This is a genomic window from Bordetella pseudohinzii (genome assembly GCF_000657795.2).
GTDB lineage: Bacteria > Pseudomonadota > Gammaproteobacteria > Burkholderiales > Burkholderiaceae_B > Bordetella > Bordetella pseudohinzii.
This window is the reverse complement of sequence record NZ_JHEP02000014.1, coordinates 103,542-127,567: the sequence shown is the minus strand read 5'-3', so window position 1 is coordinate 127,567 and position 24,026 is coordinate 103,542. Positions and strand designations below refer to the sequence as shown.

Annotated in this window: 24 protein-coding genes and 1 pseudogene; 12 read left to right on the top strand and 13 right to left on the bottom strand. The window is 66.7% G+C overall.

The genetic code is table 11. The features are described from left to right. From L540_RS17275 to L540_RS17255, 5 genes and pseudogenes are all read right to left on the bottom strand, one after another. A pseudogene (locus L540_RS17275) lies at positions 1–501 on the bottom strand (flagellar hook-length control protein FliK); the annotation flags it as partial. Continuing rightward, positions 498–848: a flagellar protein FliT gene (locus tag L540_RS17270; protein WP_109842563.1), complete on the bottom strand. Its 351-nt coding sequence runs from the start codon at positions 846–848 to the stop codon at positions 498–500. The pseudogene L540_RS17275 and the gene L540_RS17270, both read right to left, overlap by 4 nt. Positions 849–893: 45 nt before the next feature. Then, entirely contained in the window at positions 894–1,322 is a 429-nt protein-coding gene (fliS, locus tag L540_RS17265; protein ID WP_043207944.1) for a flagellar export chaperone FliS, read from the bottom strand. Between the two features lie 11 nt (positions 1,323–1,333). Beyond that, a complete protein-coding gene (fliD, locus tag L540_RS17260) occupies positions 1,334–2,713 on the bottom strand; it encodes a flagellar filament capping protein FliD (protein WP_043207948.1) in 1,380 nt (459 codons plus the stop codon). A 135-nt stretch (positions 2,714–2,848) separates the two neighbouring features. After that, positions 2,849–3,226 carry a flagellar protein FlaG gene (locus tag L540_RS17255; protein WP_043207950.1) on the bottom strand — a complete coding sequence of 126 codons (378 nt, stop codon included), beginning with the start codon at positions 3,224–3,226 and terminating at the stop codon, positions 2,849–2,851. A 152-nt stretch (positions 3,227–3,378) separates the two neighbouring features. Between L540_RS17255 and L540_RS17250 the strand changes: the two genes are divergently transcribed. Then, positions 3,379–4,116, top strand: coding sequence for an IclR family transcriptional regulator (locus tag L540_RS17250; RefSeq protein WP_043207951.1), 738 nt, complete (start codon positions 3,379–3,381; stop codon positions 4,114–4,116). 8 nt (positions 4,117–4,124) lie between these two features. Here the strand turns inward: L540_RS17250 and L540_RS17245 are convergent, their stop codons facing one another. Genes L540_RS17245 through L540_RS17230 form a run of 4 tightly spaced genes read right to left on the bottom strand, consistent with a single transcriptional unit; the run spans position 4,125 to position 7,886 of the window. Continuing rightward, positions 4,125–5,291, bottom strand: a complete 1,167-nt coding sequence (locus tag L540_RS17245) for an acyl-CoA dehydrogenase family protein (protein WP_043207954.1) — start codon at positions 5,289–5,291, stop codon at positions 4,125–4,127. After that, positions 5,281–6,507, bottom strand: a complete 1,227-nt coding sequence (locus L540_RS17240; protein WP_043207956.1) for a CaiB/BaiF CoA transferase family protein — start codon at positions 6,505–6,507, stop codon at positions 5,281–5,283. Before L540_RS17240 ends, L540_RS17245 begins: the two co-directional genes overlap by 11 nt. Further along, positions 6,504–7,469 (bottom strand): Bug family tripartite tricarboxylate transporter substrate binding protein, encoded by a 966-nt coding sequence (locus L540_RS17235; RefSeq protein WP_043207957.1) that lies wholly within the window; start codon positions 7,467–7,469, stop codon positions 6,504–6,506. The genes L540_RS17240 and L540_RS17235 overlap by 4 nt, the downstream gene beginning before the upstream one ends. A 30-nt stretch (positions 7,470–7,499) precedes the next feature. Continuing rightward, complete coding sequence (locus L540_RS17230; protein ID WP_043207959.1) at positions 7,500–7,886, bottom strand: cupin domain-containing protein; 387 nt, start codon at positions 7,884–7,886, stop codon at positions 7,500–7,502. Positions 7,887–8,047: 161 nt separating this feature from the next. Here L540_RS17230 and folC point away from each other — a divergent pair, with 161 nt between their 5' ends. The 4 genes from folC to purF all read left to right on the top strand — a co-directional run bounded on the left by folC (position 8,048) and on the right by purF (position 12,332). Next, positions 8,048–9,352, top strand: a complete 1,305-nt coding sequence (folC, locus tag L540_RS17225; protein ID WP_043208233.1) for a bifunctional tetrahydrofolate synthase/dihydrofolate synthase — start codon at positions 8,048–8,050, stop codon at positions 9,350–9,352. A gap of 116 nt (positions 9,353–9,468) precedes the next feature. Further along, on the top strand, positions 9,469–10,284 hold the full coding sequence (locus L540_RS17220; RefSeq protein ID WP_043207961.1) for an SPOR domain-containing protein: 816 nt from the start codon (positions 9,469–9,471) through the stop codon (positions 10,282–10,284). Beyond that, a complete protein-coding gene (locus tag L540_RS17215) occupies positions 10,281–10,769 on the top strand; it encodes a CvpA family protein (RefSeq protein WP_043207964.1) in 489 nt (162 codons plus the stop codon). Before L540_RS17220 ends, L540_RS17215 begins: the two co-directional genes overlap by 4 nt. Before the next feature lie 42 nt (positions 10,770–10,811). Continuing rightward, positions 10,812–12,332 (top strand): amidophosphoribosyltransferase, encoded by a 1,521-nt coding sequence (purF, locus tag L540_RS17210; RefSeq protein WP_043207966.1) that lies wholly within the window; start codon positions 10,812–10,814, stop codon positions 12,330–12,332. A 109-nt stretch (positions 12,333–12,441) separates the two neighbouring features. Here purF and L540_RS17205 read toward each other — a convergent pair whose 3' ends face one another. From L540_RS17205 to map, 4 genes are read right to left on the bottom strand one after another with little or no spacing between them, the layout of a single operon-like run. Further along, positions 12,442–12,927, bottom strand: a complete 486-nt coding sequence (locus L540_RS17205; RefSeq protein ID WP_043207968.1) for a disulfide bond formation protein B — start codon at positions 12,925–12,927, stop codon at positions 12,442–12,444. A gap of 15 nt (positions 12,928–12,942) precedes the next feature. Continuing rightward, the gene (locus L540_RS17200; RefSeq protein WP_043207970.1) at positions 12,943–13,656 is read right to left on the bottom strand and encodes a MarC family protein; all 714 of its coding nucleotides are present in this window, start codon (positions 13,654–13,656) and stop codon (positions 12,943–12,945) included. A gap of 47 nt (positions 13,657–13,703) precedes the next feature. After that, positions 13,704–16,301 (bottom strand): [protein-PII] uridylyltransferase, encoded by a 2,598-nt coding sequence (locus L540_RS17195; protein ID WP_043207972.1) that lies wholly within the window; start codon positions 16,299–16,301, stop codon positions 13,704–13,706. Positions 16,302–16,316: 15 nt separating this feature from the next. Next, positions 16,317–17,138 (bottom strand): type I methionyl aminopeptidase, encoded by an 822-nt coding sequence (map, locus tag L540_RS17190; RefSeq protein ID WP_043207974.1) that lies wholly within the window; start codon positions 17,136–17,138, stop codon positions 16,317–16,319. A gap of 629 nt (positions 17,139–17,767) precedes the next feature. On the opposite strand from map, the gene rpsB reads away from it, so the two are divergent. The 7 genes from rpsB (at position 17,768) to L540_RS17155 (ending at position 23,941) form a co-directional block, all read left to right on the top strand. After that, positions 17,768–18,517 carry a 30S ribosomal protein S2 gene (rpsB, locus tag L540_RS17185; protein ID WP_043207976.1) on the top strand — a complete coding sequence of 250 codons (750 nt, stop codon included), beginning with the start codon at positions 17,768–17,770 and terminating at the stop codon, positions 18,515–18,517. 148 nt (positions 18,518–18,665) lie between these two features. Continuing rightward, a complete protein-coding gene (tsf, locus tag L540_RS17180) occupies positions 18,666–19,538 on the top strand; it encodes a translation elongation factor Ts (protein ID WP_043207979.1) in 873 nt (290 codons plus the stop codon). 105 nt (positions 19,539–19,643) lie between these two features. Further along, the gene (gene pyrH / locus L540_RS17175; RefSeq protein WP_043207981.1) at positions 19,644–20,360 is read left to right on the top strand and encodes a UMP kinase; all 717 of its coding nucleotides are present in this window, start codon (positions 19,644–19,646) and stop codon (positions 20,358–20,360) included. A 13-nt stretch (positions 20,361–20,373) separates the two neighbouring features. After that, the gene (frr, locus tag L540_RS17170) at positions 20,374–20,934 is read left to right on the top strand and encodes a ribosome recycling factor (protein ID WP_043207983.1); all 561 of its coding nucleotides are present in this window, start codon (positions 20,374–20,376) and stop codon (positions 20,932–20,934) included. Between the two features lie 171 nt (positions 20,935–21,105). Then, positions 21,106–21,864, top strand: coding sequence for a polyprenyl diphosphate synthase (gene uppS, locus L540_RS17165; RefSeq protein ID WP_043207984.1), 759 nt, complete (start codon positions 21,106–21,108; stop codon positions 21,862–21,864). 29 nt (positions 21,865–21,893) lie between these two features. Next, positions 21,894–22,745 carry a phosphatidate cytidylyltransferase gene (locus L540_RS17160; RefSeq protein WP_043207985.1) on the top strand — a complete coding sequence of 284 codons (852 nt, stop codon included), beginning with the start codon at positions 21,894–21,896 and terminating at the stop codon, positions 22,743–22,745. Next, complete coding sequence (locus L540_RS17155; protein ID WP_043207987.1) at positions 22,742–23,941, top strand: 1-deoxy-D-xylulose-5-phosphate reductoisomerase; 1,200 nt, start codon at positions 22,742–22,744, stop codon at positions 23,939–23,941. The genes L540_RS17160 and L540_RS17155 overlap by 4 nt, the downstream gene beginning before the upstream one ends. The last annotated feature ends 85 nt before the right edge of the window (positions 23,942–24,026 follow it).

Genomic DNA, 24,026 nt, shown 5'->3' with positions numbered 1-24,026 from the left:
CGCGGCCTGGCCCGCGGCCGCCGCCTGCCCGGCCTGGCCGCCCTGGGCCGGCGCGCCGGCTGTCGCCGCCGCCGGCGAGGCCGCGGCCTCGTTGGGCGGTGTCCATAGCGGCGCGCGCCCCTGGGCGGCGGGAGCGGCATCCGGATACTGGGCCAGCAGGCTGAGGATGATGCGCGCCGTCGTGCCCAGCGTGGTCGGCGCCGAGGCGGTGGTGTCGTTGCGCGTGACCAGGCCCCGGGCGGCCAGGGCGAGCGCGGCGGCCGTCTTGGCATCGACCACGGCGGCCTGGCGCTCGCCGCGTGCGCCCACGCCATCGACGGGCTGGCGCGGATCGCGGGTGGCGTTGTCGGTCTGGCCCGTGCGGGCCGCTTCGCCGGGTTGCCCGACCGCGTCGGGCCGCGCGCCGGTCAGCACGTTGGCGTGGGCCGCCATCGTGGTGCCGAGCACCGCGTCCAGGCGCTGCACCAGTACATTGCCCAGGGCGGGAGGGCCTATGCTCATGCGCCGTTCGCCTTGCCGCCATAGGTGGCCAGCAGCGACTGCTGGCGCTTCATGCGGCCCAGCAGATCGCCCAGGCGGGCCAGTTGCGGCAAGGCAAGATCGCGCACGGCGGCGTCATTTTCGAGAATGCGCACCAACAGATCGTATTTCATGGCGCGTCCCGCCTCGTCCAGCGGCGAGCCGGGTTCCATGAAGCGCAGCTGCTCGACGAGCTCGACATATTGAAGGCCCAGTTCCAGCACGCGGGTCCAGTTCTCCTCCTGGGCGGCCGCCAGCATATCGCCGGTCAAAGAGGCGATGTCCTGATACAAATCGAGAACGGGGGCTTGCTGCATGAGAGCCATCATGGAAGTCTCGCGGTCGAGGCGAAGGGCAAAAAGAAAAAGCGGCGTTCAGGCAGGAACGCTACTGGCCGTCGGATCCACCGAGCTTTCCCAGGCCGAGGCCAGCTCCGCCAGGAGCCCGTCCGCCAGATCCAGCTGCGCTGCATCGGCGTGCAGATTGGCCTTGAGCAGCGTGCGCGTGATGAAGTCGTACAGCTCCGAGAGGTTGGCGGCGATCTCGCCGCCGGCCTCCAGGTTGAGCCCTTGCTTCAGGCCCTCGTCGACGATGCGGGTCGCCTTCGAGATCGCCTGGCCGCGTTCGGCGACGCGGCCCGCCTCCAGATGCAGGCGGGCCTGCGCGATCGCGGCGCGCGCGCCACGGTACAACAAGGTGATGAGGCGCTCGGGAGCGGCGCTCATGACCTCGGTTTCCAGGCCGATATCCTGGTAGGAGCGGACGGAGCTGTAGCCCGTCGGGCGGCGCGCGGCATAAGTCATGATTTACATCGCTATTTGGACGTCGATGAGGACAGGGAAGCGAATTGCTGGCTCAGGTATTCGCTGGTGCTCTTGAGCTGCACGACCAGGGCATCCAGCTTGACGAACTGGGCGCGGTAATTGGCCATGGTCGCCTCGATCTGGTTCTCGGTCGACTCGTATTGCTTCTTCAGGGTCTCGAGCGTCTTGTTCAGGCCGTCGGTGCGCGTCTTGATCGAGCCGTTGTCGCCCAGCATCTTGTCGGTCGCATCGGCCATCTTGGCCGCCACGCCATTGGTGCCGGAGAACACGCGCAGCACGTCGTTGGGGTTTTCATTCAGCGCCTTGTTGAACTTTTCGCTGTCGAACTTGAGCAGGCCGGTCTTGGGGTCGGTGGTGATGCCGGTCTGGCCCAGGTTCTGGACGGCGCCTTCGCCGGTCACCACGTGCAGGGCGGTGGCCACGGCCGATTGGATGCTGCGCGCCGTGCCATCGCCGGTCAGCGCGCTTTGCGTCTGCTGATCGACGTTGAAGGCGGTCAGGTCCGCGATCGTCGATTGCAGCGAGTTGTAGGCGTTGACGAAGGACTGCACCAGGGCGGTGACCTTGGTGTTGTCCTGCGCGATGGTCAGGGTGGCGCCCTTGCCATCGGCGGGCGTGACCGCCGTCAGGTTCAGCGTAATGCCGTCAATGGCGGTCGTCACCGTGTTGGTCTGGCTGACCACGGCAATGCCGTTGATGGTCAGTTCCGCATTGGTGGCCGGCGTCAGGACCTTCATGGGGGAGCTGCTGTCGCTGGCGTCGTACTGCAGCGTCGCGGCCAGCTCATTGTTGCCGGTGACGGTGATCTTGCTGACCGCGGCTTTCTCGCCCTCGGTCTTGGACGTCACCATCAAGTAATAGTTGTCGTTGCCATCGTTGACCACCGTGGCGCTCAGGCCCAGCGAGTCGTCGCCGTTGATGGCCTTGACGATGCCGTTGAGCGAGGTGTCCGAACCCAGCGTGATGGATTTTTCCTGGCCGTCGATGGTGAAGGTGACGGTGCCGCCCGTGCCCATGTTGTCGATGCGGCTGCCGTAGGCCTGCGTCTGCAGCGACTGGGCGGTGGCCAGCTTGGACACCTTGATGTTATAGGTGCCCGCGGTCGCGCCCGTGGTGATGCTGGACGTCACGCCTTCACCCGTGATCTTGTTGCTCAGGATGTTGGTGCCGCCCATGCCATTCAGGTCGGAGGCGGCTTTTTTCAGCGCCTCGACGGCGCTCTGGATCTTGCCGAACGCCGAGATGCGGGTCTGGTTGCTCGTTTGCTGATTGGTGATCAGCTTCAGCCGTTGCTCTTCCGCTTCCTGCAGCTTGTCCAGCGTGTCCTGCAGCGGCAAACCTGACGAGCCGAGCGACGAGATGGTGGCCATTTTGGGGTACTCCTTGCTAGCGATGCGATTCTGTCAAAGATTGATGCCGCCTTAAGGGCCGGGTAGAGGCATAAGGTCAGGCTATTTCGTGCTTTATGCCCGCCTGCACCGCGATGGTGCAAGCCGGTCTTGCGTTCAGGCCGTGGTCTCGACGGCGTTGCCCTGCAGTTTCACGATCATCTTGGCGATGCGGATGACCGCGTCCGAGGGGATGGTGCGCAACACTTCGCCCGTATCGGAATCACGGACCGAGACCACGATCTTGTGCAGGTCCGGGTCCATTTCAAACTGCAGCTCGGTCGACCAGGCGCGCAGCTGGCTGTTGATCTCGTCCATCGCCGATTTGGTCGTGGGGGAGGGCTGGCGCGGATCGGGCGAGCCATTGTTATCCGTGCCCTGGCTGTCGGCCGAGGCGCCGACGGGGGTGGACAGCACGGCCGGTTCGGCCGGAGGCGTGACGGCGAGACTGGGCGTCGGAACATGCAAAGCGGGGCTGATGGGGCTGACTGCCATGATCACTCCAGCAAGCGTAGCGGCGTAAGGGTTCTGGGTTGAGCGTCCCCGGTATCGGTGACGCATGCGTATCGGCATAGAAATCTCAGCTACCATAACGGCAACCTGAATAAGAACTTTAGGCGTCGCCTTTCCATTTCCCCAGCCCGGCAATGAGCGTCAAAACCGCCCTGCGCGTGATCGAGATCATCGAGACCTATGCCCGCGAAAAGCGGGCCTTGTCGTTATCGGAGCTGGCCCGTCTGCTGGATGCGCCGGTCTCCAGCTGCCTGGCCCTGATCCGCACCCTGGCCGAGCTGGGTTATCTCTATGAAACCGGGCGCCGGCAGGGCTATTACCCGACAGGGCGGCTGCTGGCCATGGCGCAGCGCATCGCCCGGGCCGACCCCGTGCTCGACCGCGTCTATCCCAGCCTGGTGGAACTGCGCGAGGCCACCCGCGAGACCATCGTCTTCGCCAAGCTGGATGCGCTGTCACGGGTGGTCTACCTGGAAGTGCTGGATTCGCCGCATACCATCAGATATGCGCCTGTTGCCGGCGAGTTCCGCGAAATTCACGCAAATTCGCTTGGCAAGGCCTTGATTTCGCGGCTCGATCCCGGGCAGCGCGCCGACTTGCTGGCGCGCGCGCCCCTGACCCGCTTCAATGAGCGCACCCTGGTGGATCCGGCCCGGCTGGAGGCGGATCTGCGGGAGTCGCAGCAGCGGGGCTGGTTCTCCAATATCAGCGAGTCCATCCCCGACGTGGGCGCCATTGCCTGGCCGGTCAGCCTGTCGGGCGAAACCTACGCCATTTCCGTGGGCGGGCCGGTCTACCGCATCGAGCCCGAGCAGCAGACCTATGCCCGCATCCTGCGGGCGGCCTGCACCGCCCTCGAACAGGACCGCTGAGGCGGGCCTTAGTACGACTTGGGCAGCCCCAGCACTTTCTCGGCGATAAAGCACATGATGAGCTGGGGGCTGACCGGCGCGATGCGGGGGATGTAGCTCTCGCGCAGCAGGCGCTCGACGTGATACTCCTTGGCATAGCCCATGCCGCCCAGGGTCAGCACGGCCGTCTGGCAGGCGTTGTGCCCGGCCTCGGCGGCCAGGTATTTGGCGCTGTTGGCATAGGGGGCGCAGGGCTTGCCGGCGTCGTAGAGGCTGGCGGCCTTCAGGACCATGAGATCGGCGGCCTCCAGCTGCATCCAGGCCTGGGCCAGGGGATGCTGGATGCCCTGGTTCTGCCCGATGGGCCGGCCGAACACCACGCGCTCCCCGGCGTATTGGGCGGCCCGCGCCAGGGCGGCGCGGCCGATGCCCACGGCTTCGGCGGCGATCAGGATGCGCTCCGGGTTCAGTCCGTGCAGGATGTACTCGAAGCCCCGGCCTTCTTCGCCGATGCGGTCTTCGACCGGAATGCGCAGACCGTCGATGAACAGCATATTGGAGTCCACCGCCTTGCGGCCCATCTTCTCGATCTCGCGCACCTCGACACGTTCGCGGTCCAGGTCGGTGTAGAACAGCGTCAGCCCCTGCGTGGGCTTGGCCGCCTCGGCCAGGGGCGTGGTGCGCGCCAGCAGCAACATCTTGTCGGCCACCTGGGCCGTGGAGATCCAGATCTTGCGGCCATGCACCACATAGTGGTCGCCCTGGCGCTCGGCGCGGGTTTGCAGATGGGTGGTGTCCAGCCCGGCGTCCGGTTCGGTGACGGCGAAGCAGGCCTTCTCTTTGCCGGCGATCAGGGGCGGCAGCCAGCGCTGGCGCTGCGCCTCGTTGCCATAGACCACGACCGGGTTCAGGCCGAAGATATTCATGTGCACGGCCGAGGCGCCGGCAAAGCCCGCCCCGCTGGCGGCGATGGTCTGCATCATCAGGGCGGCCTCGGTCATGCCCAGGCCGGCGCCGCCGAACTCGGGTGGCATGGCGATGCCCAGCCAGCCGTCCTGGGCCAGCGCCGCATGGAAATCATGCGGAAAGCCGCCGGCCTGGTCCCGCTCCAGCCAATAGTCGTCGGGAAAGCGTTCGCATACGCGCGCGACGGCGTCGCGCAGGGCCAGTTGGTCCGAAGAAAGTTCAAAGTCCATCAGTCTGTCCGTCCAGGGATGCATGTTGTGCCATCAGCGTGTCGATGGTCTTTTCGTCCAGCCCCGCCTCGCGCAGCAATTCGCGGCTGTGTTCGCCCAGGCGGGGGGCGCCGCGCCGCAGGGCGGCGGGCGTGCGGGCATAGCGGCCCAGCGGCGCGGTCGTGCGCAGCCGGCCTTCGCTGGGATGATCGACCTCGCGGACGAAGCCGGTCTGCCGCAGATGCGGATCGGCGATCAAGTCGTCGATGCTGTACAGGCGCGAGGCCGGGATGTCGGCGGTTTCCAGGTCGCGCAGCCAGCTGGCGCTATCGCGTCGGCGTATCACCTCGGCCACGAAGGCGTAGACCTCATCGATGTGGCGCGCGCGCTGGGTATGGTCGCGGAAGCGCGGGTCGGCGGCCAGTTCGGGCTGGCCGATGAGATCGAAGAAATTGCGCCAGTGCTTGTCGTTATAGATCAGCAGGCTGATATAGCCGTCGGCCGTGGCGTAGGGGCGCCGGTGCGGCGCCAGCAGGCGCGCATAGCCCGTCGGCCCCAGGGGCGGCTCGAAGCTATGGCCGCCCAAGTGGTCGCCCAGCACCATATGGGCCATGCCCTCGAACATGGACACCTCGATGGCCTGTCCCTGGCCGTCGGCGCGCGCCCGCAGCACGCCCGATAGCAGGGCGATGGCCACATGCAGGCCCACGCTGCGGTCGGCCAGGGTCAGCGGCGCATAGCGGGGCAGCTCGCCGCTTTGCCGCGCGGCCAGGTCGGCGATGCCGGTCTGGCCCTGGATCAGGTCGTCATAGGCCGGGCGGCCGGCGTAAGGGCCCGCCTCGCTGTATCCATAGGCGCCGACATAGACCAGGCGCGGGTTGCAGGCGGAGACGGTCTCATAGTCCAGCCCCAGGCGGGCCATGGCCTGGGGGCGGATGTTGTAGAGCAGGGCGTCGCAGCCTTCGGCCAGTTTCAGGCAGGCCTGGCGGCCGGCGGGCTGCTTGAGGTCCAGCACGATGGAGCGCTTGTTGCGGTTCAGGTGCAGATGGAGATAGCCCATGCCGGGGTTGCGCATGGGCCCCACGGCGCGCAGATTGTCGCCGGTTGGTGGCTCGACCTTGATGATGTCCGCCCCGAGGTCGCCCAGCACCTGGGTGGCATAAGGGCCCATGACGACCGAACTCAGGTCGAGGATGCGCACGCCCGCCAGGGGGCCGGGGTTGGTCTGTTGCGTCATTGTGCTTCTATGCCTGCATCGCGGATGAGCTTGCCCCACAGATCGCGCTGCGAGGCGACGAAGGCGGAGAAATCCTGCGGCGTGCCCGAGAAGGCGTCAAAGCCCAGGCCCGCCAGCTTTTGCTTGATGGCGGGGTCGCGCACGATGTCGTTGATGGCGGCGTTCAGGCGCGCGACGATCTCGGGCGGCAGGCCCGCCGGGCCGAAATAGCCGTTCCAGGAGTTCAGGTCGAAATCCGCCACGCCGGCCTCCTTCATGGAGGGCAGCTCGGGGACGATGGCGCTGCGTTCGGCGGTGGACACGGCCAATGCCCGCAGCTGGCCCGATTGCACGAAGGGCAGGCCGGAAGCCAGGTCCGTGAACATGAAATCGACCTGGCCGCCGACTACGTCGGTCATGGCCTGCGGCGTGCCCTTGTAGGGCACATGCAGGATGTCGATCCCGGCGCGGCGGGCCAGGGTCGCCCCGGCCACGATGCCCGTGCTGTTGCCGCTGGCATAGGTCACCTTGCCCGGATGCTTGCGCGCATAGTCCACCAACTCCTGCACGGTCTTGTAGGGGCGCTTGGGGTTGGTCACCAGGATGAAGGGCAGATTGCCGCCGCGCGCGATGGCCGTGAAGTCCTTGACCGGGTCATAGGGCACCTGCTTCATGAGGAAGGGCGCGGCCGAGTGCGAGGTGTTGGTGGTGACAAAGAGGGTGTAGCCGTCCGGCTTGGCGCGCGCGACATAGCTGGCGGCGATGGTGGCGTTGGCGCCGGGCTTGTTCTCCACCACGATTTGCTGGCCCAGGCGATTGCCCAGCTCCATCGCGAAGATGCGTCCCACGGCATCGGTGCCCGAGCCGGCCGGGAAGGGAACGATCAGGGTAATGGGCTTGCTGGGATAGGTATCGGCGGCGGCGGGCTGGGCCATGGCCGTCATGGCCAGGCATAGCGCGGCCAGAAGTCGCGGCAATTTCATCGCAGGTTTCCTCTTGTGGGACGCGGGGGTTCAGGCGCGCACGACGCGGTCTGGGTGTTCTTCGTAGGGAGGGGTGTAGATGACCAGCAGGCGCGCGGGCTGCTCGCTGGTCACGGTGAACAGATGCGGGATGTCGGGCGGGAAATAACAGCAGTCGCCGGCCTGCATGTCGGCCGTCTCGTCGCCGACCTGGGCGCGCGCCGTGCCTTCGAGCAGATAGCAGACCTGTTCGATGCCCGGGTGGGCGTGGGGCAGGGCGCCGCTGCCTTGCGCGATCGTGCCCAGCAGCACTTCCACATGGCGCGCGCCCACGGTTTGCGGGCTGATAAGGCGCCGGTTGGCGGTCCCCGTGTGATTGGCGGGATGGTAGGCGGGCACGTCGCGCTCGCGCACCAGCCACTTGGGCTTGTCCTGCATGAAGTCTCCGAAGAATTCTTGTTTGTGAAAATAGTTTCACATATGAGAAAAATCACGGCAAGCCCCGATCGGACCAACGGCGGATATTTCCCTGGGAGACACCCGGGTAAGTACGGAGGTGTCCCTGCTAAAATGAGGGCTGTCTTACTCTCGTGTCCGCCATGCCCTCCCGTCCCGACGCCACAGCCGGCCTTGCCGACTGGCTGCATTACCTAGAGTCCCTGCACGCCAAGACCATCGATCTCGGCCTGGAGCGCGTCAAGGCGGTGGCCGATCGCCTCGATCTGCGTCTGGACGCGGTGACCTTCACGGTGGGCGGCACCAACGGCAAAGGCTCGACCTGCGCCATGCTGGAAGCCATCCTGCTGTCGGCCGGCTACCGCGTCGGGCTCTACACCTCGCCCCATCTCATCGACTTCAATGAGCGCGCCCGCGTCAATGGCGAAATCGCCTCCGACGCCGCGCTGGTCGAGCAGTTCCAGGTCGTGGAGGCCGCGCGCGGCGACACCAGCCTGACCTACTTCGAATTCACCACGCTGGCCATCCTGCGCCTGTTCGCGCAGTCCCGCCTGGATGCGGTCGTGCTCGAGGTCGGTCTGGGCGGGCGGCTGGATGCGGTCAACATCATCGACGCGGATGTCGCCATCGTCACCAGCGTGGACCTCGACCACATGGATTACCTGGGCGATACGCGCGAGAAGATAGGCTTCGAAAAAGCCCATATTTATCGCGCCGGCCGGCCGGCCATCTGCAGCGATCCCGTGCCGCCGCAAAGCCTGATCGACCACGCCACGGCCATCGGCGCCGACCTCTGGCTCTTCGGGCGCGACTTCAATTATTCGGGCGACCGCCAGCAATGGGCTTATGGCGGCCGCGACGTGCGCCGCAGTTCGCTGGGCTATCCGGCGCTGCGCGGCGCCAATCAGCTGCTCAATGCCTCGGCGGCGCTGGCCGCGCTGGAGTCGGTGCGCATGCGTCTGCCGGTGCCCCAGCAGGCCGTGCGCCTGGGCCTGTTGCAGGCCAGTCTGCCCGGCCGCTTCCAGATCCTGCCCGGCCAGCCCACGGTCATCCTGGATGTCGCGCACAATCCGCATGCCGCGGCCGTGCTGGCGCAGAACCTGGACAACATGGGTTTCCACCCCTATACGCACGCCGTGTTCGGCATGCTCAGCGACAAGGACTTGCCGGGCGTGATCGCCAAGCTGGGCAGCCGCATCGACCACTGGTATTGCGCGGGTCTGCCCGGGCCGCGCGGCGCCGATGGCGCTATCTTGGCCGAGCGGGTCAGGCAGGCGCTGCCGCCCTCGCCAGCCGGCGCCGAAGCGCCAAGCGTAACCGCCTATGACGACCCCGCCCAGGCCTATGCCGCCGCGCGCGAAAAGGCGGGGGAGGGTGATAGAATCGTAGTGTTTGGGTCTTTCCTTACGGTTGCCGGCGTTTTGCAGGCATTGGGCCGCAAGGCATAGACAACGCTAGCCATGCCGCGACACCGCCGTCACATGCGAAGGCCCGGCGCCAGCAACCGCGGGCTTGCGCGCAGCGGGAGGGTTCCCGCCGCGCCGGCCGCCAGGATGTGAGTTCCATGGGTTTGTTCACACGCAAAGATTCCGCCTCCGAATCCTCGCCCTCCCGGCCGCGTCCGTCGGTCTCCAGCGAGGCCCAGGCGGCCGAGTTGCGGGGCCGCGCGCGGCGCCGCCTGGCCGGGGCCATCGCCCTGGTGCTGGCCGCGGTCATCGTGCTGCCCATGATGCTCGACTCCGAGCCGGTGCCGGTCGCCGACGATATCCCGGTTCGCATCCCGGACCGCAACAGCCCCTACCAGCCCAACGTCTCCGAGCCCGCGGCCGCGCCGCCGCAGGCGCCCGCGGTCCCGCCGCCGGCCGAAGGCGCGCAGCCGCCCGAGCCGCAGGCCGCCGCTCCCCATGTCGAGCCGCCCGCGCCACCAGCGCCAGCCGCGCCGCCGCCGGTGGCCGCGACCACGCCGCCGCCCAAGCCCGCCGAGCCGCCCAAGCCGGCCGAAAAGCCGCCCGCGGCCAAGCCGGCCGACAAGCCCAAGACCGATACCGCCGCGCGTTCCGACGACGGCGCGCGCGCCCTGGCCCTGCTAGAGGGCCGCGCCACGCCGGCGCCGGCGGCCAAACCTGCCGCCAAGCCCGCCGCCAACGGCAACTTTGTGCTGCAGGTGGCGTCCTATACCACGCAGGCCGATGCGCAAGAGCGCCGCGGCAAACTGCACCAGGCGGGCGTGACCAACGCCTTTGTCGAACAGGCCAGTATCAATGGCAAGCAGCAATACCGGCTGCGCGTGGGGCCTTTTCCCTCGCGCGAAGCGGCCCAGGCTGCCCAGGCGCGTCTGCGCACCCTGGGTTATGACAACGGCTTTATCGCTGCCCAGTGACCGGCTTCGACTTCGTCGTGATGGCGATTCTGGCCGTGTCGGGCATCCTGGGCCTGGTGCGCGGCCTGCTGAAGGAAATGCTTTCGCTGGTGGCCTATCTGCTGGCTTTCGCCGCGGCGATCTGGTGGGGGCCCACGGTCTATACCTGGTTGCAACCCTATATCGAAACCGGTGTGCTGCGCATGGGCGTGTCTTACGCGGCGGTCTTCATCATCGTGCTGCTGGCCGTGGGCCTGGTCAACATGACGCTGGGCGCGCTGATCCGCAGCACGGGGCTGTCGCCCGCCGACCACGGCCTGGGCGCGGTGTTCGGGCTGGCGCGTGGCCTGCTCATCATCGTGGTGCTGGTGGCGCTGGCCGGCTATACGCCGCTGCCCGAAGAAACCTGGTGGAAGGAAGCCATGTTCTCGCACTCGGCCACCGAGGCGGTCAAGCACCTGAAGGCCGCGCTGCCGCCGTCGCTGGCGACCTGGCTGCCGTACTGAATTACTGATTGTTTTACGTTTTATCTCTACTAGGAACTCACCATGTGTGGAATCGTCGGGGTCATCGGGCGCGGGCCGGTCAACCAGCTGCTCTATGACAGCCTGCTGTTGTTGCAGCACCGCGGCCAGGACGCCGCGGGCATCGCAACGATGCACGGCAATCACTTCAATATGTACAAGGCCCACGGCCTTGTGCGCGACGTCTTCCGCACGCGCAACATGCGGGCGCTGCCCGGCACCAGCGGGGTGGGCCAGGTTCGCTACCCGACCGCGGGTTCCAGCGCCAGCGAAGAAGAAGCCCAGCCCTTCTACGTGAATGCCCCCTTCGGCATCATGTTCGCGCACAACGGCAACCTGACCAACTGGCGCGAGCTGCGCGAGTCGCTCTACCGGGTCGACCGCCGCCACATCAACACCAATTCGGATTCCGAAGTGCTGCTCAATGTGCTGGCGCACGAGCTGCAATCGGCCGCCAGCGGCGTGTCGCTGGACGACGACGCCATCTTCCGGGCGGTTTCGGCCCTGCACAAGCGCGTGCGCGGCGCCTACGCCGTGGTGGCCCAGATCTCCGGCTACGGCCTGCTGGCCTTCCGCGATCCGCATGGCATCCGCCCGCTGTGCATCGGCCGCCAGGACACCGACGAGGGCGTCGAGTGGATGGTCGCATCCGAGTCCGTCGCCCTGGAAGGCAGCGGTTTCAGCTTCGTGCGCGATGTGCAGCCCGGCGAGGCGGTGTTCATCGACCTTGACGGCCGCCTGGCCAGCCGACAGTGCGCCGAGAACGCCGAGCTCGTGCCCTGCATTTTCGAGTACGTCTATTTCGCGCGTCCGGACTCGATGATAGACGGCGTGTCGGTCTACGATGCGCGCCTGCGCATGGGCGAGTACCTGGCAGACAAGGTGGCCCGCAACATGCGCCTGGGTGACATCGATGTGGTCATGCCCATCCCTGATTCCTCGCGCCCGGCCGCCATGCAGCTGGCCGCCCGCCTGAACCTCGATTACCGGGAGGGCCTGATCAAGAACCGCTACGTCGGCCGCACCTTCATCATGCCGGGCCAGGCGGTGCGCCGTAAATCCGTGCGCCAGAAGCTCAATGCCATCGGCATGGAGTTCAAGGGCAAGAACGTGCTGCTGGTCGATGATTCCATCGTGCGCGGCACCACCAGCCGTGAAATCGTCGACATGGCGCGCGCCGCCGGCGCCAACAAGGTGTATTTCGCCTCGGCCGCGCCTCCGGTGCGTTTCCCCAATGTGTATGGCATCGACATGCCCACCCAGAAGGAACTCATCGCCACGGGCCGCAGCGACGAAGAAATCGCGCGCGCCATCGGCGCCGACGCGCTCATCTACCAGGACCTGCACGATATGCAGCAGGCCGTGCGCGACATCAATCCCGCGCTCAAGCGCTTCGAGGCTTCCTGCTTCGACGGCGAGTACATCACCGGCGATATCACGGCCGAGTACCTGGCTCGCCTGGGCCAGTCGCGCGACTCCTCGGCCGGCGAGGAGGAGGCCGGCGGGCTGCAGTTCAACATGGGCTACGCGGCCAACGACGCCTGAGCCAGGCGCCAAGAAAAAGCGGCCTGGCGGCCGCTTGAGGCTGCTGAAAACCCCTGGCGTTTGCCAGGGGTTTTTCTTTTGCCCCGCCGTCAGCAGGCCCAGCGGGCGTTCAGGCGCGCATGCGCAAGGCGGCGATGGCCATGAAAAACACGACCACGAACAAGGCCAGGCTCCAGATCGCGTATTCGATGCCCAGCACGCTCACCGCGGCGTCCATGCAGGTGGCGAAGATGCCGAATACCGAAGGCAGGGCGCCGTCCAGGCCGGACGCGCTCATGAAGCGGTCGGCGAAGGTCTGGTCGCAGGACAGCATCTTGGACGCGACGCTGTACTGATACCAGGCCGCGGCCACGCCGCAGGCCGACAGCACCGCGATCAGCAGCGCGCCCAGGCGCGAGGCCAGGGGGGGCGCATAGGCGGCCACCAGGGCCAGTATGCCGATGCCCAGATAGATCAGGCGCTGCAGCACGCACCAGGCGCAGGGCGCCATGTCGAAGGCGTATTGCGAGATCAGCGCCAGGCCGATCGCGCCGAAGCAGAACAGGGCGATGAGCAGCAGCAGGCGCCGGCGGGCGGGGGAGGCATGGGTCGTCATGTTGTTTGATCCCTCCTAGGATTTGGGCACAGGAATGGCTAGCGCGGATTGGGCAAGCATCGCCAGTAAAAGTTCGCGCGCGCCATCCCAGAAGATCTGCACGCCCAGGCAAAGCATGATGAAGGCCGACATGCGCATGAAGACGGCGGTGCCGTTTTCGCCCAGCCGGTGCAGGATCTGCGCGGCAAACCGCAGGCAGACATACAGCGTCAGCGACACCGCCATGACGCCGGGCAGGGAGCCGCCCAGGCGCAGCAGGCTGACCAGGCGGTCATCATCGCTGAGCGAGGCGCCCACCGTGATGGCCGCCGCGATGGAGCCGGGCCCGCAGGTAATGGGAAAGGTCAGCGGATAGAAGGCGCGGGCCTGGGCGGTCTCGCTGGTGAAGGGCTCGGCCATGCGGGCCACGCGGCCGCTGTCGCCATCTGGCGAATTGACCAGGCGCCAGGCGCTGTACATGACCAGTATGCCGCCGCCCACGCGCACGATGGCCAGCGAAATGCCGAAGAAACTCAGGACGACGTTGCCGGCCACCATGGCCACGGTCAGCATGGCCGCCACATTGATCGCCACCCGCTTGGCCAGGGCGGTGCGCGTGGCGGTGGAGGCGCCCGCGGTCATCGTCCAGAAGATGGGCGCGATGGCCGGCGGGTTCAGAAAGGGCAGCAGCGTCGCCAGCGCGAACAGGAAGCTGCGGCCCAGGATCAAGGCATAGTCGGTGTACGCCATACGCTCAGCGGCCGGGGAAAAACCGATTGTATGCGTTTTGTCCCTTTTCAGGCCGCCTTTTGCTGGGGCTCTTCGCCGGCCAGGGCATCCAGCACCGCATGCTCGAACTGCATCTGCGTCCGGGGGCGCTCAAGCACGGCGCCGGAAATGATGAAGACATCCTCGACCCGGTCGCCCAGGGTCATGACCTTGGCCATGATGAGGTCCACGCCATTCTCGGCAAAGACCTTGGCCAGTGCGTAGAGCAGGCCGGGCCGGTCGGTGGCGGTGACCGACAGGCGCCAGGACTGGCTGCGCTCGTCGGGATGCAGCTCGGCCTGCGGCATGACCGGGAACACCCGCGACAGGCGCGACTGCCGGCTGCGGTGATGGCCGTGGCCGCGGGCCCGTGGCGTGTCGCCGCGCGCCTCGCGCAGCCGTTCGCCCAGTTCATGTTCGACCAGGGCGGCCTGGGCGCGCAGGTCGGGCAGGGCCTCGGTCGGCAGCACGATGAAGCTGTCCAGCGCCCAGCCCTGGCGCGTGGTGTGGATGCGCGCGTCCTGGATGCTGAAGGCCTTGCCGTCGAAATAGCCGCAGGTGTTCATGAAGAGGTCCGGCGTATCGCGGGTGTAGACCATGATCTGCAGGCCCGCGCCCTCTTCGGTGGGGCGCACCTTGACCACGGCTTCCTCGGGCTGGGCCTGGTAGTAGAGATGGCGTGTGTGCCAGGCGATTTCCGAGGCGTCATGGCGCAGGAAATAGGCCACGTCCAGCTGCTTCCAGAAGGCTTCGCGGGCATCGTCGCGCAGGCCGGCCAGGCGCAGCAGCCGCGCCGCCTCTTCCTTGCGGTCGGCCAGCACGGTATGCGCGTCCTGCGTGCCGCCCAGGGCGATGAGCGTCAGGCGGTAGAGGTCTTCGAGCAGTTTGCCCTTCCAGGCATTCCACACCTTGGGGCTGGTGCCGCGGATATCGGCCACCGTCAGCAGGTAGAGGGCGCCAAGGTGGCGTTCGTCCTTGACCTGGCGCGCGAAATCATTGATCACTTCGGGATCCGACAGGTCGCGCTTCTGGGCGACGGCCGACATCAGCAGGTGCTGGCGCACCAGGAATTCGACCAATTCGGCGTCTTCGGGCGCCAGGCCGTGCTCGTGCGCGAACCGCCGCACGTCGCGCGCGCCCAGTTCGGAGTGATCGCCGCCCCGGCCCTTGGCGATATCGTGAAACAGCGCCGCCACGTAAAGCAGCCAATGGCGGTCCAGTCCCGCCATGACCTGGCTGGCCAGGGGGTATTCCGAGGCATGCTCGGGCATGGTGAAGCGGCGCAGGTTGCGGATCACCGCCAGGGTGTGCTGGTCGACGGTATAGACGTGGAACAGATCATGCTGCATCTGCCCGACGATGCGGCGGAACACCGGCAGATAACGCGGCAGGATGTTCAGCATGGTCATGCGGCGCAGCTCGTGCACGATGCCGCGCGGCTGCTGCAGGATCTGCAGGAACAGCTTGCGGTTGACCGGATTGCGGCGGAATTGCGCGTCGATGCGGTGGCGCGAATGCCAGATGGCGCGCAGGGTGCGCGCCGACATGCCGGTCAGTTCGGGATGCTGCTGCATGACCAGGAAGGCGCGCAGCAACAGGGTCGGATTGCGCTCGAAGCAATCCTCGCGAATGATGTCCAGGCGCTCGTGCAGGCTGCGGAAATCCTCGTCGATGTCGCGCGCCTCGCTGGCCGGGCGCGGCAGCAGCCTTTCCTCGATGTTCTGCACCAGGATGGCGTTGAGCTGGGTGACCAGGCGGGCGGCCCAGTAGTAGCGCTGCATCAGCAGCTCGCTGGCGCGGCGCGTGGCGGTCGAGCGGATGCCATAGACCTCGGCCAGGGCGGGCTGCAGGTCGAACAGCAGCCTGTCCTCGCGCCGCCCCGTGAGCAGATGCAGTTCGATGCGCAGCCGCTTGAACGCCTGTTCGGCGCGGCGCAGGTCGCGCGCCTCGGAGGCCGTCAGCAACCCGGCCTGGGCCACGGCGCGCCAGTTGCGGCCAAAGCCGGCCGCGCGCGCCATCCACAGGATGACCTGGAGGTCGCGCAGGCCGCCGGGCGATTCCTTGCTGTTGGGTTCGAGCGCGTAGGGGGTGTCTTGATAGCGGGCATGGCGCTGCTGCATCTCGACCCGCTTGGCCTGGAAGAAGGCCCGGGGATCCAGCCTGGCCGTCATGGCCGCCTCGAACTGCTTCATGAGGCCGCGGCTGCCGGCCAGCCAGCGCGATTCGAGCAGCGCGGTCTCCACCGTGATGTCGGCGGCGGCTTCGGCCTCGCAGTCGGCCAGGGTGCGCACGCTGTGTCCGGGCTCCAGGCCCAGGTCCCAGAGCGCGGCCACCAGGGTTTCAATCGTGCCGGCCTCGCTTGCCGAAGGGGGCTGGGGCAGGAGGATGAGCAGATCCACGTCCGAATGCGGATACAGCTCGCCGCGGCCATAGCCGCCCACGGCGGCCAGCGTGGCCCCGGGCGGCAGCGGACAGAGCTTGAGCAAGTCGCGCAGCGCCTGGTCGACGATGCGGCGCAGCTCTGACAGCAGCGTGTCCGGGCGGGGATGCCGCCGGAAATCGGCCACCGCCGCCGCTCTCGCGGCCTGCATGCGTTCCTTGATGGACTGGAGGTCGGCGAGGGTCATGCGGGGCCTGCGGGGTCAGATGGCCGGGACGATGACGGTGTCCGGCACGAAGGCGGGAGGGCGGGGCATGCCGGGCGAGATGGTCAGCACCTCGCAGCCGGTGTCGGTCACGCAGATCGCGTGCTCCCACTGGGCCGAGAGGCTGTGGTCGCGCGTGACCACCGTCCAGCCGTCGGCCAGCTGGCGGATTTCGCGCCGGCCGGCGTTGATCATGGGCTCGATGGTGAACAGCATGCCGGTCTGCAGCTTGACGCCCGAGCCGGGCTTGCCGTAGTGCAGCACCTGCGGGTCCTCATGGAAGCGCTGCCCGATGCCGTGTCCGCAGAACTCGCGCACCACCGAGAAACCCTGCGCCTCGGCGTGTTTCTGGATGGCGTGGCCGACATCGCCCAGCGTGGCGCCATTGCGCACGGCGGAAATGCCTTTCCACATGCACTCGAAAGTGATGTCGGTCAGGCGGCGCGCCAGGATGCTGGGCTCGCCCACGTAGTACATGCGGCTCGTGTCGCCAAACCAGCCGTCCTTGATGATGGTGACGTCGATATTCAAGACGTCCCCATTTTTCAAGGCCTTTTCGCCCGGGATGCCATGGCAGACCTGATGGTTGACCGAAGTACAGATGGCGCCGGGAAAGGGCGGGTAGCCGGGCGGCGCATAGCCCACCGTGGCGGACTTCACCTTGAGTTCCTCGGTCAGGTACTGCAGGGCCAGCTTGTCGAGTTCGCCCGTGGTCACGCCGGGTTTCACGTGCGGCGTCAGGAAATCGAGAATCTTGGCGGCGTCCTGGCAGGCGGCGCGCATCTTGGCCAGATCGGCCTGGTCGGTAACTATGCCCATGTATCAGCTTGAGTATCGGCTTGGAAAAATAGTAGAATTATAGGCTTGCCTTGAAAACCGTGCCTTATTTGTATCTGCAGCAGGGTTCTTGGGTGGCCCAGAGGGCTTGGGATTTGCGCTGGTATGTCTGTGTTGCGAAGGAACGCGAGACGCCTATTTGCTTATCCGAGCCGCCGGGTGGTCCATGGACACGCGGGCAGACACGATAAGCGCGTATCAAGGTCAAGTAAGTAGTAAAACAGAAATCGGGCGCGATGGGTGCGGCGCAAGCTGTCCCCACAAAGCTTCGATCACGTTTTTGAGCGGCGGTGCAGGCGCGGTGTGGGCGCCCGGCTTAAGTTCGGCGGACGCGAGTCCGGCTGAAATGCCCCGGGACCTGATTCCAGGATGCCGGATTCCGCCGCCGACAAAACGGTTCGGGCTTGCCATGGCCTTTGCGTCATGACGGTCGTCTGGGTTTGTCGCGCGCGTTGCCGGGCTGGTCCCGGGCGTGGGCGCGATCGGCCGACCCGTTTTCTGCAACCATCCTGTCCGGCAATGGTGCCGACCAGGAAATCGCGCGTCTAGCCACCCAGGGTGCCGGTGAGCCGGTGCAGGCAAGACGCAAGACCCAACCCTCGGAGTTTGATATGTCCCTCATGCGCGAAATGCTCGAAGCCGGTGTCCACTTCGGTCACCAGACCCGTTACTGGAACCCGAAGATGGCTCCCTACATCTTCGGTCACCGCAACAAGATTCACATCATCAACCTGGAACAGACCGTCGGCAAGTTCCAGGAAGCCACCAAGTTCGTCAAGCAGCTGGCTGCCCGCGGCGGCAACATCCTGTTCGTCGGCACCAAGCGCGCCGCCCGTGAGCTGGTCGCGGCCGAAGCCCAGCGCTGCGGCATGCCCTACGTCGATGCCCGCTGGCTGGGCGGCATGCTGACCAACTTCAAGACCGTCAAGAGCTCGATCAAGCGCCTGAAGGACATGGAAGCCATGGTCGCCGACGGCAGCGTCGAGCGCCTGACCAAGAAAGAAGGCCTGCTGTTCCAGCGCGAACTGGACAAGCTGAACAAGTCGATCGGCGGCATCAAGGACATGAACGGCCTGCCCGACGCCCTGTTCGTGATCGACGTCGGCTACCACAAGATTGCCGTGGCCGAAGCCCGCACGCTGGGTATCCCGGTCGTGGCCGTGGTTGACACCAACCACTCGCCCGATGGCGTGGACTACGTCATCCCCGGCAACGACGACTCGGCCCGCGCCATCGCGCTGTACGCCAAGGGCATCGCCGACGCCGTGCTGGAAGGCCGCGAACAAAACCTGAACGGCCTGGTCGAAGAGATCGCCGAAGGCCAGGAAGAGTTCGTCGAAGTGCAAGACGGCCAGGCCTGATGCACCGGGCCGCCGGGTGAAACATCCGGCGGCGATCATGCCGAGGCGGGCTCCCGCCTCAGGCCCGGCGCAGCTGGCCGGGTGTCACCACGAATCAAACCATATGCCCCGGTTCTTCCGGGGCATGTCTTAGCGAATTGGAGCAAACATGGCTGAAATTACCGCCGCCCTGGTCAAGGAACTGCGCGAGAAGACCGATGCGCCCATGATGGAGTGCAAGAAGGCCCTGACGGAAGCCGAAGGCGATCTGGCGCGCGCCGAAGAGATCCTGCGCGTCAAGCTGGGCAACAAGGCCAGCAAGGCCGCCACCCGCGTGACCGCCGAAGGCCTGATCGGCCTGTTCATCGGCGGCAAGCAAGGCGCCGTCATCGAAGTCAACTGCGAAACCGACTTTGTTGCCAAGAACCCGGATTTCGTCGAGTTCGTCAACAAGCTGGCCGAGCTGGTCGCCACCCAGAACCCCGCCGACGTCGCCGCGCTGTCCGCGCTGCCCTTTGGCGAAGGCACCGTCGAAACCACCCGCACCGCCCTGGTCGGCAAGATCGGCGAGAACATCTCGATCCGCCGCTTCCAGCGCATCGAAACCCCGGACTCGCTGGCCAGCTACGTGCACGGCGGCCGCATCGGCGTGCTGGTGGAGTATGCCGGCGCCGAAGAAGTGGGCAAGGACCTGGCCATGCACATCGCCGCCACCAAGCCCAAGGCCCTGAATGCCGACGGCGTGTCGGCCGACGACATCGCCACCGAGCGTTCGGTCGCCGAGCAGAAGGCCGCCGAGTCGGGCAAGCCGGCCGAAATCGTCGCCAAGATGGTCGAAGGTTCGGTGCAGAAGTTCCTGAAGGAAGTCACGCTGATGTCCCAGCCCTTCGTCAAGAACGACAAGCAATCGGTCGAGCAGATGCTCAAGGAAAAGGGCGCCTCGATCAAGCAATTCGTCCTCTACGTCGTTGGTGAAGGCATCGAGAAGAAGACCACCGATTTTGCCGCTGAAGTCGCCGCCGCCGCCGCTGGCCGCGCCTGACGCTCAAATTAGTGCCTAAGGGCCGGCGCAGAGGGGCCAAATCCTCTGTGACCGGCCTATTTCTTGTCTTACACTTTCGTCGGATCGTTTCTCGGGATATCACCTATGAGCAGCAGATCATATAAACGGGTTCTTCTCAAACTTTCCGGCGAGGCGCTGATGGGCGACGATGCTTTCGGCATCAATCGCTCCACCATCGTCCGCATGACCGATGAGATCGCCGAAGTCGCCGCCATGGGCGTCGAGCTGGCCATCGTCATCGGTGGTGGCAATATCTTCCGTGGGGTCGCCCCGGGCGCGCAGGGCATGGACCGCGCGACCGCCGACTACATGGGCATGATGGCCACGATCATGAACGCGCTTGCCCTGCAGGATGCGTTGAAGCACAAGGGGGTGGATACCCGCGTGCAGTCGGCCCTGAACATCGATCAGGTCGTCGAACCCTATATCCGTCCCAAGGCGCTGCGCTACCTCGAAGAGGGCAAGGTCGTCATTTTTGCCGCCGGCACGGGCAATCCCTTCTTCACGACCGATACCGCCGCGGCCCTGCGCGGCGCGGAAATCGGCGCGGAGATCGTCCTGAAGGCCACCAAGGTCGACGGCATCTACAGCGCGGATCCCAACAAGGATCCGACGGCCACGCGCTACGCGCGCATCAGCTTCGACGAAGCCATCGTGCGCCGCCTCGAAGTCATGGACGCCACGGCTTTCGCGCTGTGCCGCGACCAGAAATTGCCTATCAAAGTGTTTTCGATCAACAAGTCCGGCGCGCTCAAGCGCGTGGTCGGAGGCGAGGACGAAGGCACTCTGGTGCACGTTTAATAAAGGAAACACCATGAGCGTCGCAGATATTCGTAAATCGGCCGATTCCAGGATGAGCAAGTCGCTCGACACGCTCAAGACCAACCTGGCCAAGATCCGCACCGGCCGCGCCCATACGGGCATCCTGGACCACGTGCAGGTGGAGTACTACGGTTCGCCGGTGCCGGTGGGCCAGGTCGCCAACGTCAACCTGGTCGATGCCCGCACCATCAGCGTGCAGCCCTACGAAAAGCAGATGGCCGGCCCGATCGAAAAGGCCATCCGTGAATCCGACCTGGGCCTGAACCCGGTCTCGCTGGGCGACACCATCCGCGTGCCGATGCCGCCCTTGACCGAGGAGCGCCGCCGTGACCTGACCAAGGTCGTGCGCAGCGAAGGCGAAGACGCCAAGGTCGCCGTGCGCAACCTGCGCCGCGAGGCCAACGAAGGCCTCAAGAAGCTGGTCAAGGACAAGGAGATCTCCGAGGACGACGAGCGCCGCGCCCAGGACGACGTCCAGAAGCTGACCGATCGCGCCGTGGCCGACATCGACAAGATGGTCGCGCAAAAAGAAGCGGAGATCATGACCGTCTGATCGGGAAGCCGCCGCGGCCATGGATTTGCGCTGTGGCGGTTTTTCAAGGACGATGGCGTTTTGCGCCGCCGCCGCCATGCCGCCGCCCAGCCCGGCTGCGGCAGGGAAGAGAGGCGGCGCTGGTTTTTCAAGGCTTCGCGGCCGCCCCGGGCGGCGTGAGGCGCATACGACATGGCAACAAGTTCCACCCAGGCGATTCCTGAAACCGGCGCGATTCCCAGGCACGTTGCCATCATCATGGACGGCAACGGCCGCTGGGCGACGCGCCGCCATCTGCCGCGCACGGCCGGCCACGCCAAGGGTGTGCAAGCGGTGCGCCGGGTGGTCGAGGCCTGCGGCCGCCGGGGCGTGCGCTATCTGACCCTTTTTGCCTTCAGCTCCGAGAACTGGCGCCGTCCGGCCGACGAAGTGTCGCTGTTGATGCGCCTTTTCGTCCAGGCGCTGGAGCGCGAGGTCGACAAGCTGCAGGAGCAGGGCGTGCGCCTGCACGTCGTGGGCGATCTGTCGGCCTTCGAGCCGCGGCTGCAGGAACTGATCCATGCCGCCCAGGAGCGCACCCGCGGCAATGACCGCCTGCACCTGAGCATCGCGGCCAATTATGGCGGCCGCTGGGACATCCTGCAGGCCACCCGCGCCATGCTCCAGGCCGAGCCCGGCCTGGCCGCCCGGCCGCAGGACATCGACGAGTCCCGGCTTGCCCAGCATCTGTCCATGGCCTGGGCGCCCGAACCCGACCTGTTCATCCGCACGGGCGGAGAGCAGCGTATTTCCAATTTTCTTATCTGGCAGCTGGCTTATACCGAGCTGTATTTCAGCGACGCCTATTGGCCCGACTTCGGCGCCGAGCAGCTTGAGGCCGCGTTCGAGTGGTACGGCGGCCGCGAGCGCCGCTTCGGGCGCACGAGCGCGCAATTGAACACCGGGCGCTGACGCCAACATCCAATCCGAGGAGACGGTCCATGCTGGGTCAGCGTATTGTTACCGCCGTGGTGCTTCTGGCCGTGCTGGCCGCCACCCTGGCCAGCGCCAATCCCTGGTGGTTTGTGGCGCTGCTGGCGTTGGGCGCGGCCTGCGCGGCCTGGGAATGGCTGCGGCTGACCCTGCCGCCCGGCGCCACGGCCATCGCCGTCGGCGTGCCCGCGCTGCTCTTTCTGGCCATGCTCTGGCTGGCCGACGTCTGGCTGCGGGGGCAGGGCGAGGCCGTCTACGTGACGGCCTGGGTGGTCAGGGGGCTTATCCCCGCCGTGGCCGTGATCTGGGTGCTGGGCGCCTTCGGCGCCGTCTACCGCGGGCGTGCCGACGCCGATCCGGTCAGCCTGGTCTGGTCGGTCTTCGCCGTGTTCGCCGTGCTGGCCGCCTGGTCGGCGCTGGCGCTGTTGTTCGTGCTGCGCGGCCCGGTCTACGTCGTGTCGCTGCTGGCACTGGTCTGGGTGGCCGATATCGCCGCCTATTTTGCCGGGCGCGCGTTCGGAAAACGCAAGCTCGCGCCCAAGGTCAGCCCCGGCAAGACCGTGGCCGGCGCGGTGGCCGGGGTGGCCGGCGCGGTCCTCTGGACCGTGGGCAGCGGTTATTTCCCCGGGACTTTCGGCCAGGATCTGCTTGGCCGCGGCCTGGGCCTGGCGATTCCCGCCGCGGCCCTGCTGGGCGTATTGTCCATCGTGGGCGATCTGTTCGAGTCGCTGCTCAAGCGTCGCGCCGGGCGCAAGGATTCGAGCAATCTCCTGCCCGGGCACGGCGGGGTCTACGATCGCATCGACGCGGTCCTGCCGGTGGCGCCTGTCGCCTTGCTCATGTCTGGAGTTCTGTTTTGAGCGGTTTCAAACGCATCGCGGTGCTGGGATCGACCGGGTCGATCGGCGACAGCACCCTGGATGTCATTGCACGCTATCCCGAGCATTTCGGGGTCTACGCCCTGTCGGCCTTCAGCCGCATGGACAAGCTGGCGGCCCAGGCGGCCGTCACCGGCGCGGCCGTGGTCGTCGTGCCCGACGATGCGGCGGCGGCGCGCTTTCGCCAGGCCTGGAAGGGCGCGGGCCCCATGCCCGAGGTCCGGGTGGGCGCCCAGGCGCTGGCCGACACGGCGGCCGACCCCGGCTGCGACACCGTCATGGCCGCCATCGTGGGCGCGGCCGGCCTGCCGGCCGCGCTGGCCGCGGCGCAATCCGGCAAGCGGGTGCTGCTGGCCAATAAAGAGGCCCTGGTGGCCGCCGGCTCGCTCTTCATGGCCGCGGTGCGCCAGTCCGGCGCCGAACTGCTGCCCATCGACAGCGAACACAACGCCATTTTCCAGTGCCTGCCGCAAACCGGCCGCGCCGAGGCGCCGCTGGCGCCGGCGCCGGGGGTGCGCAAACTCATCCTGACGGCCTCGGGCGGGCCGTTCCGGCGCCACGACCCGGCCGACCTGGCCGATGTCACCCCGGATCAGGCCTGCGCCCATCCCAACTGGAGCATGGGCCGCAAGATTTCGGTCGACTCGGCCACCATGCTCAACAAGGGGCTCGAAGTCATCGAGGCGCACTGGCTTTTCGCCATGCCGGCCGAGCGCATCGAGGTGCTGATCCATCCCCAGAGCGTCGTCCACTCCATGGTCGAGTACGAGGATGGCTCCGTGCTGGCGCAGATGGGGCAGCCGGATATGCGTACCCCGATTTCCTACGGCCTGGGCTTTCCGCGGCGCCTGGATCCCGGGGTCAGCCCGCTGGATCTGGTGAAATGGGGCCGGTTGGAGTTCGAGGCCCCCGATCTGCAGCGTTTCCCCTGCCTGGCGCTGGCCTACGCGGCGCTGCGCGCCGGCCAGGCCGCCTGTGTGACCCTCAACGCCGCCAATGAAGTCGCCGTCGCCGGTTTCCTGGAAGGCCGCCTGCCATATCCCTGGATCGCGCGCGTCATCGAGGCCGCGCTTGAGTGGCAGGCCGGGCGTCCTTCTGTTACGCTTGACCGATTGACTGACGTGCTTGACCTGGATGCCGAAGTGCGCGCGTATGCCGGCAACCTTGGCCTGGCCTGATTTCTCCTTTCCGCCGGTGCCGGGGAGGGCGGTCGGGGCCGTCGACTCCCCACCGGGCCGCAAGGCCCGGTTCAGTATGGGTCCT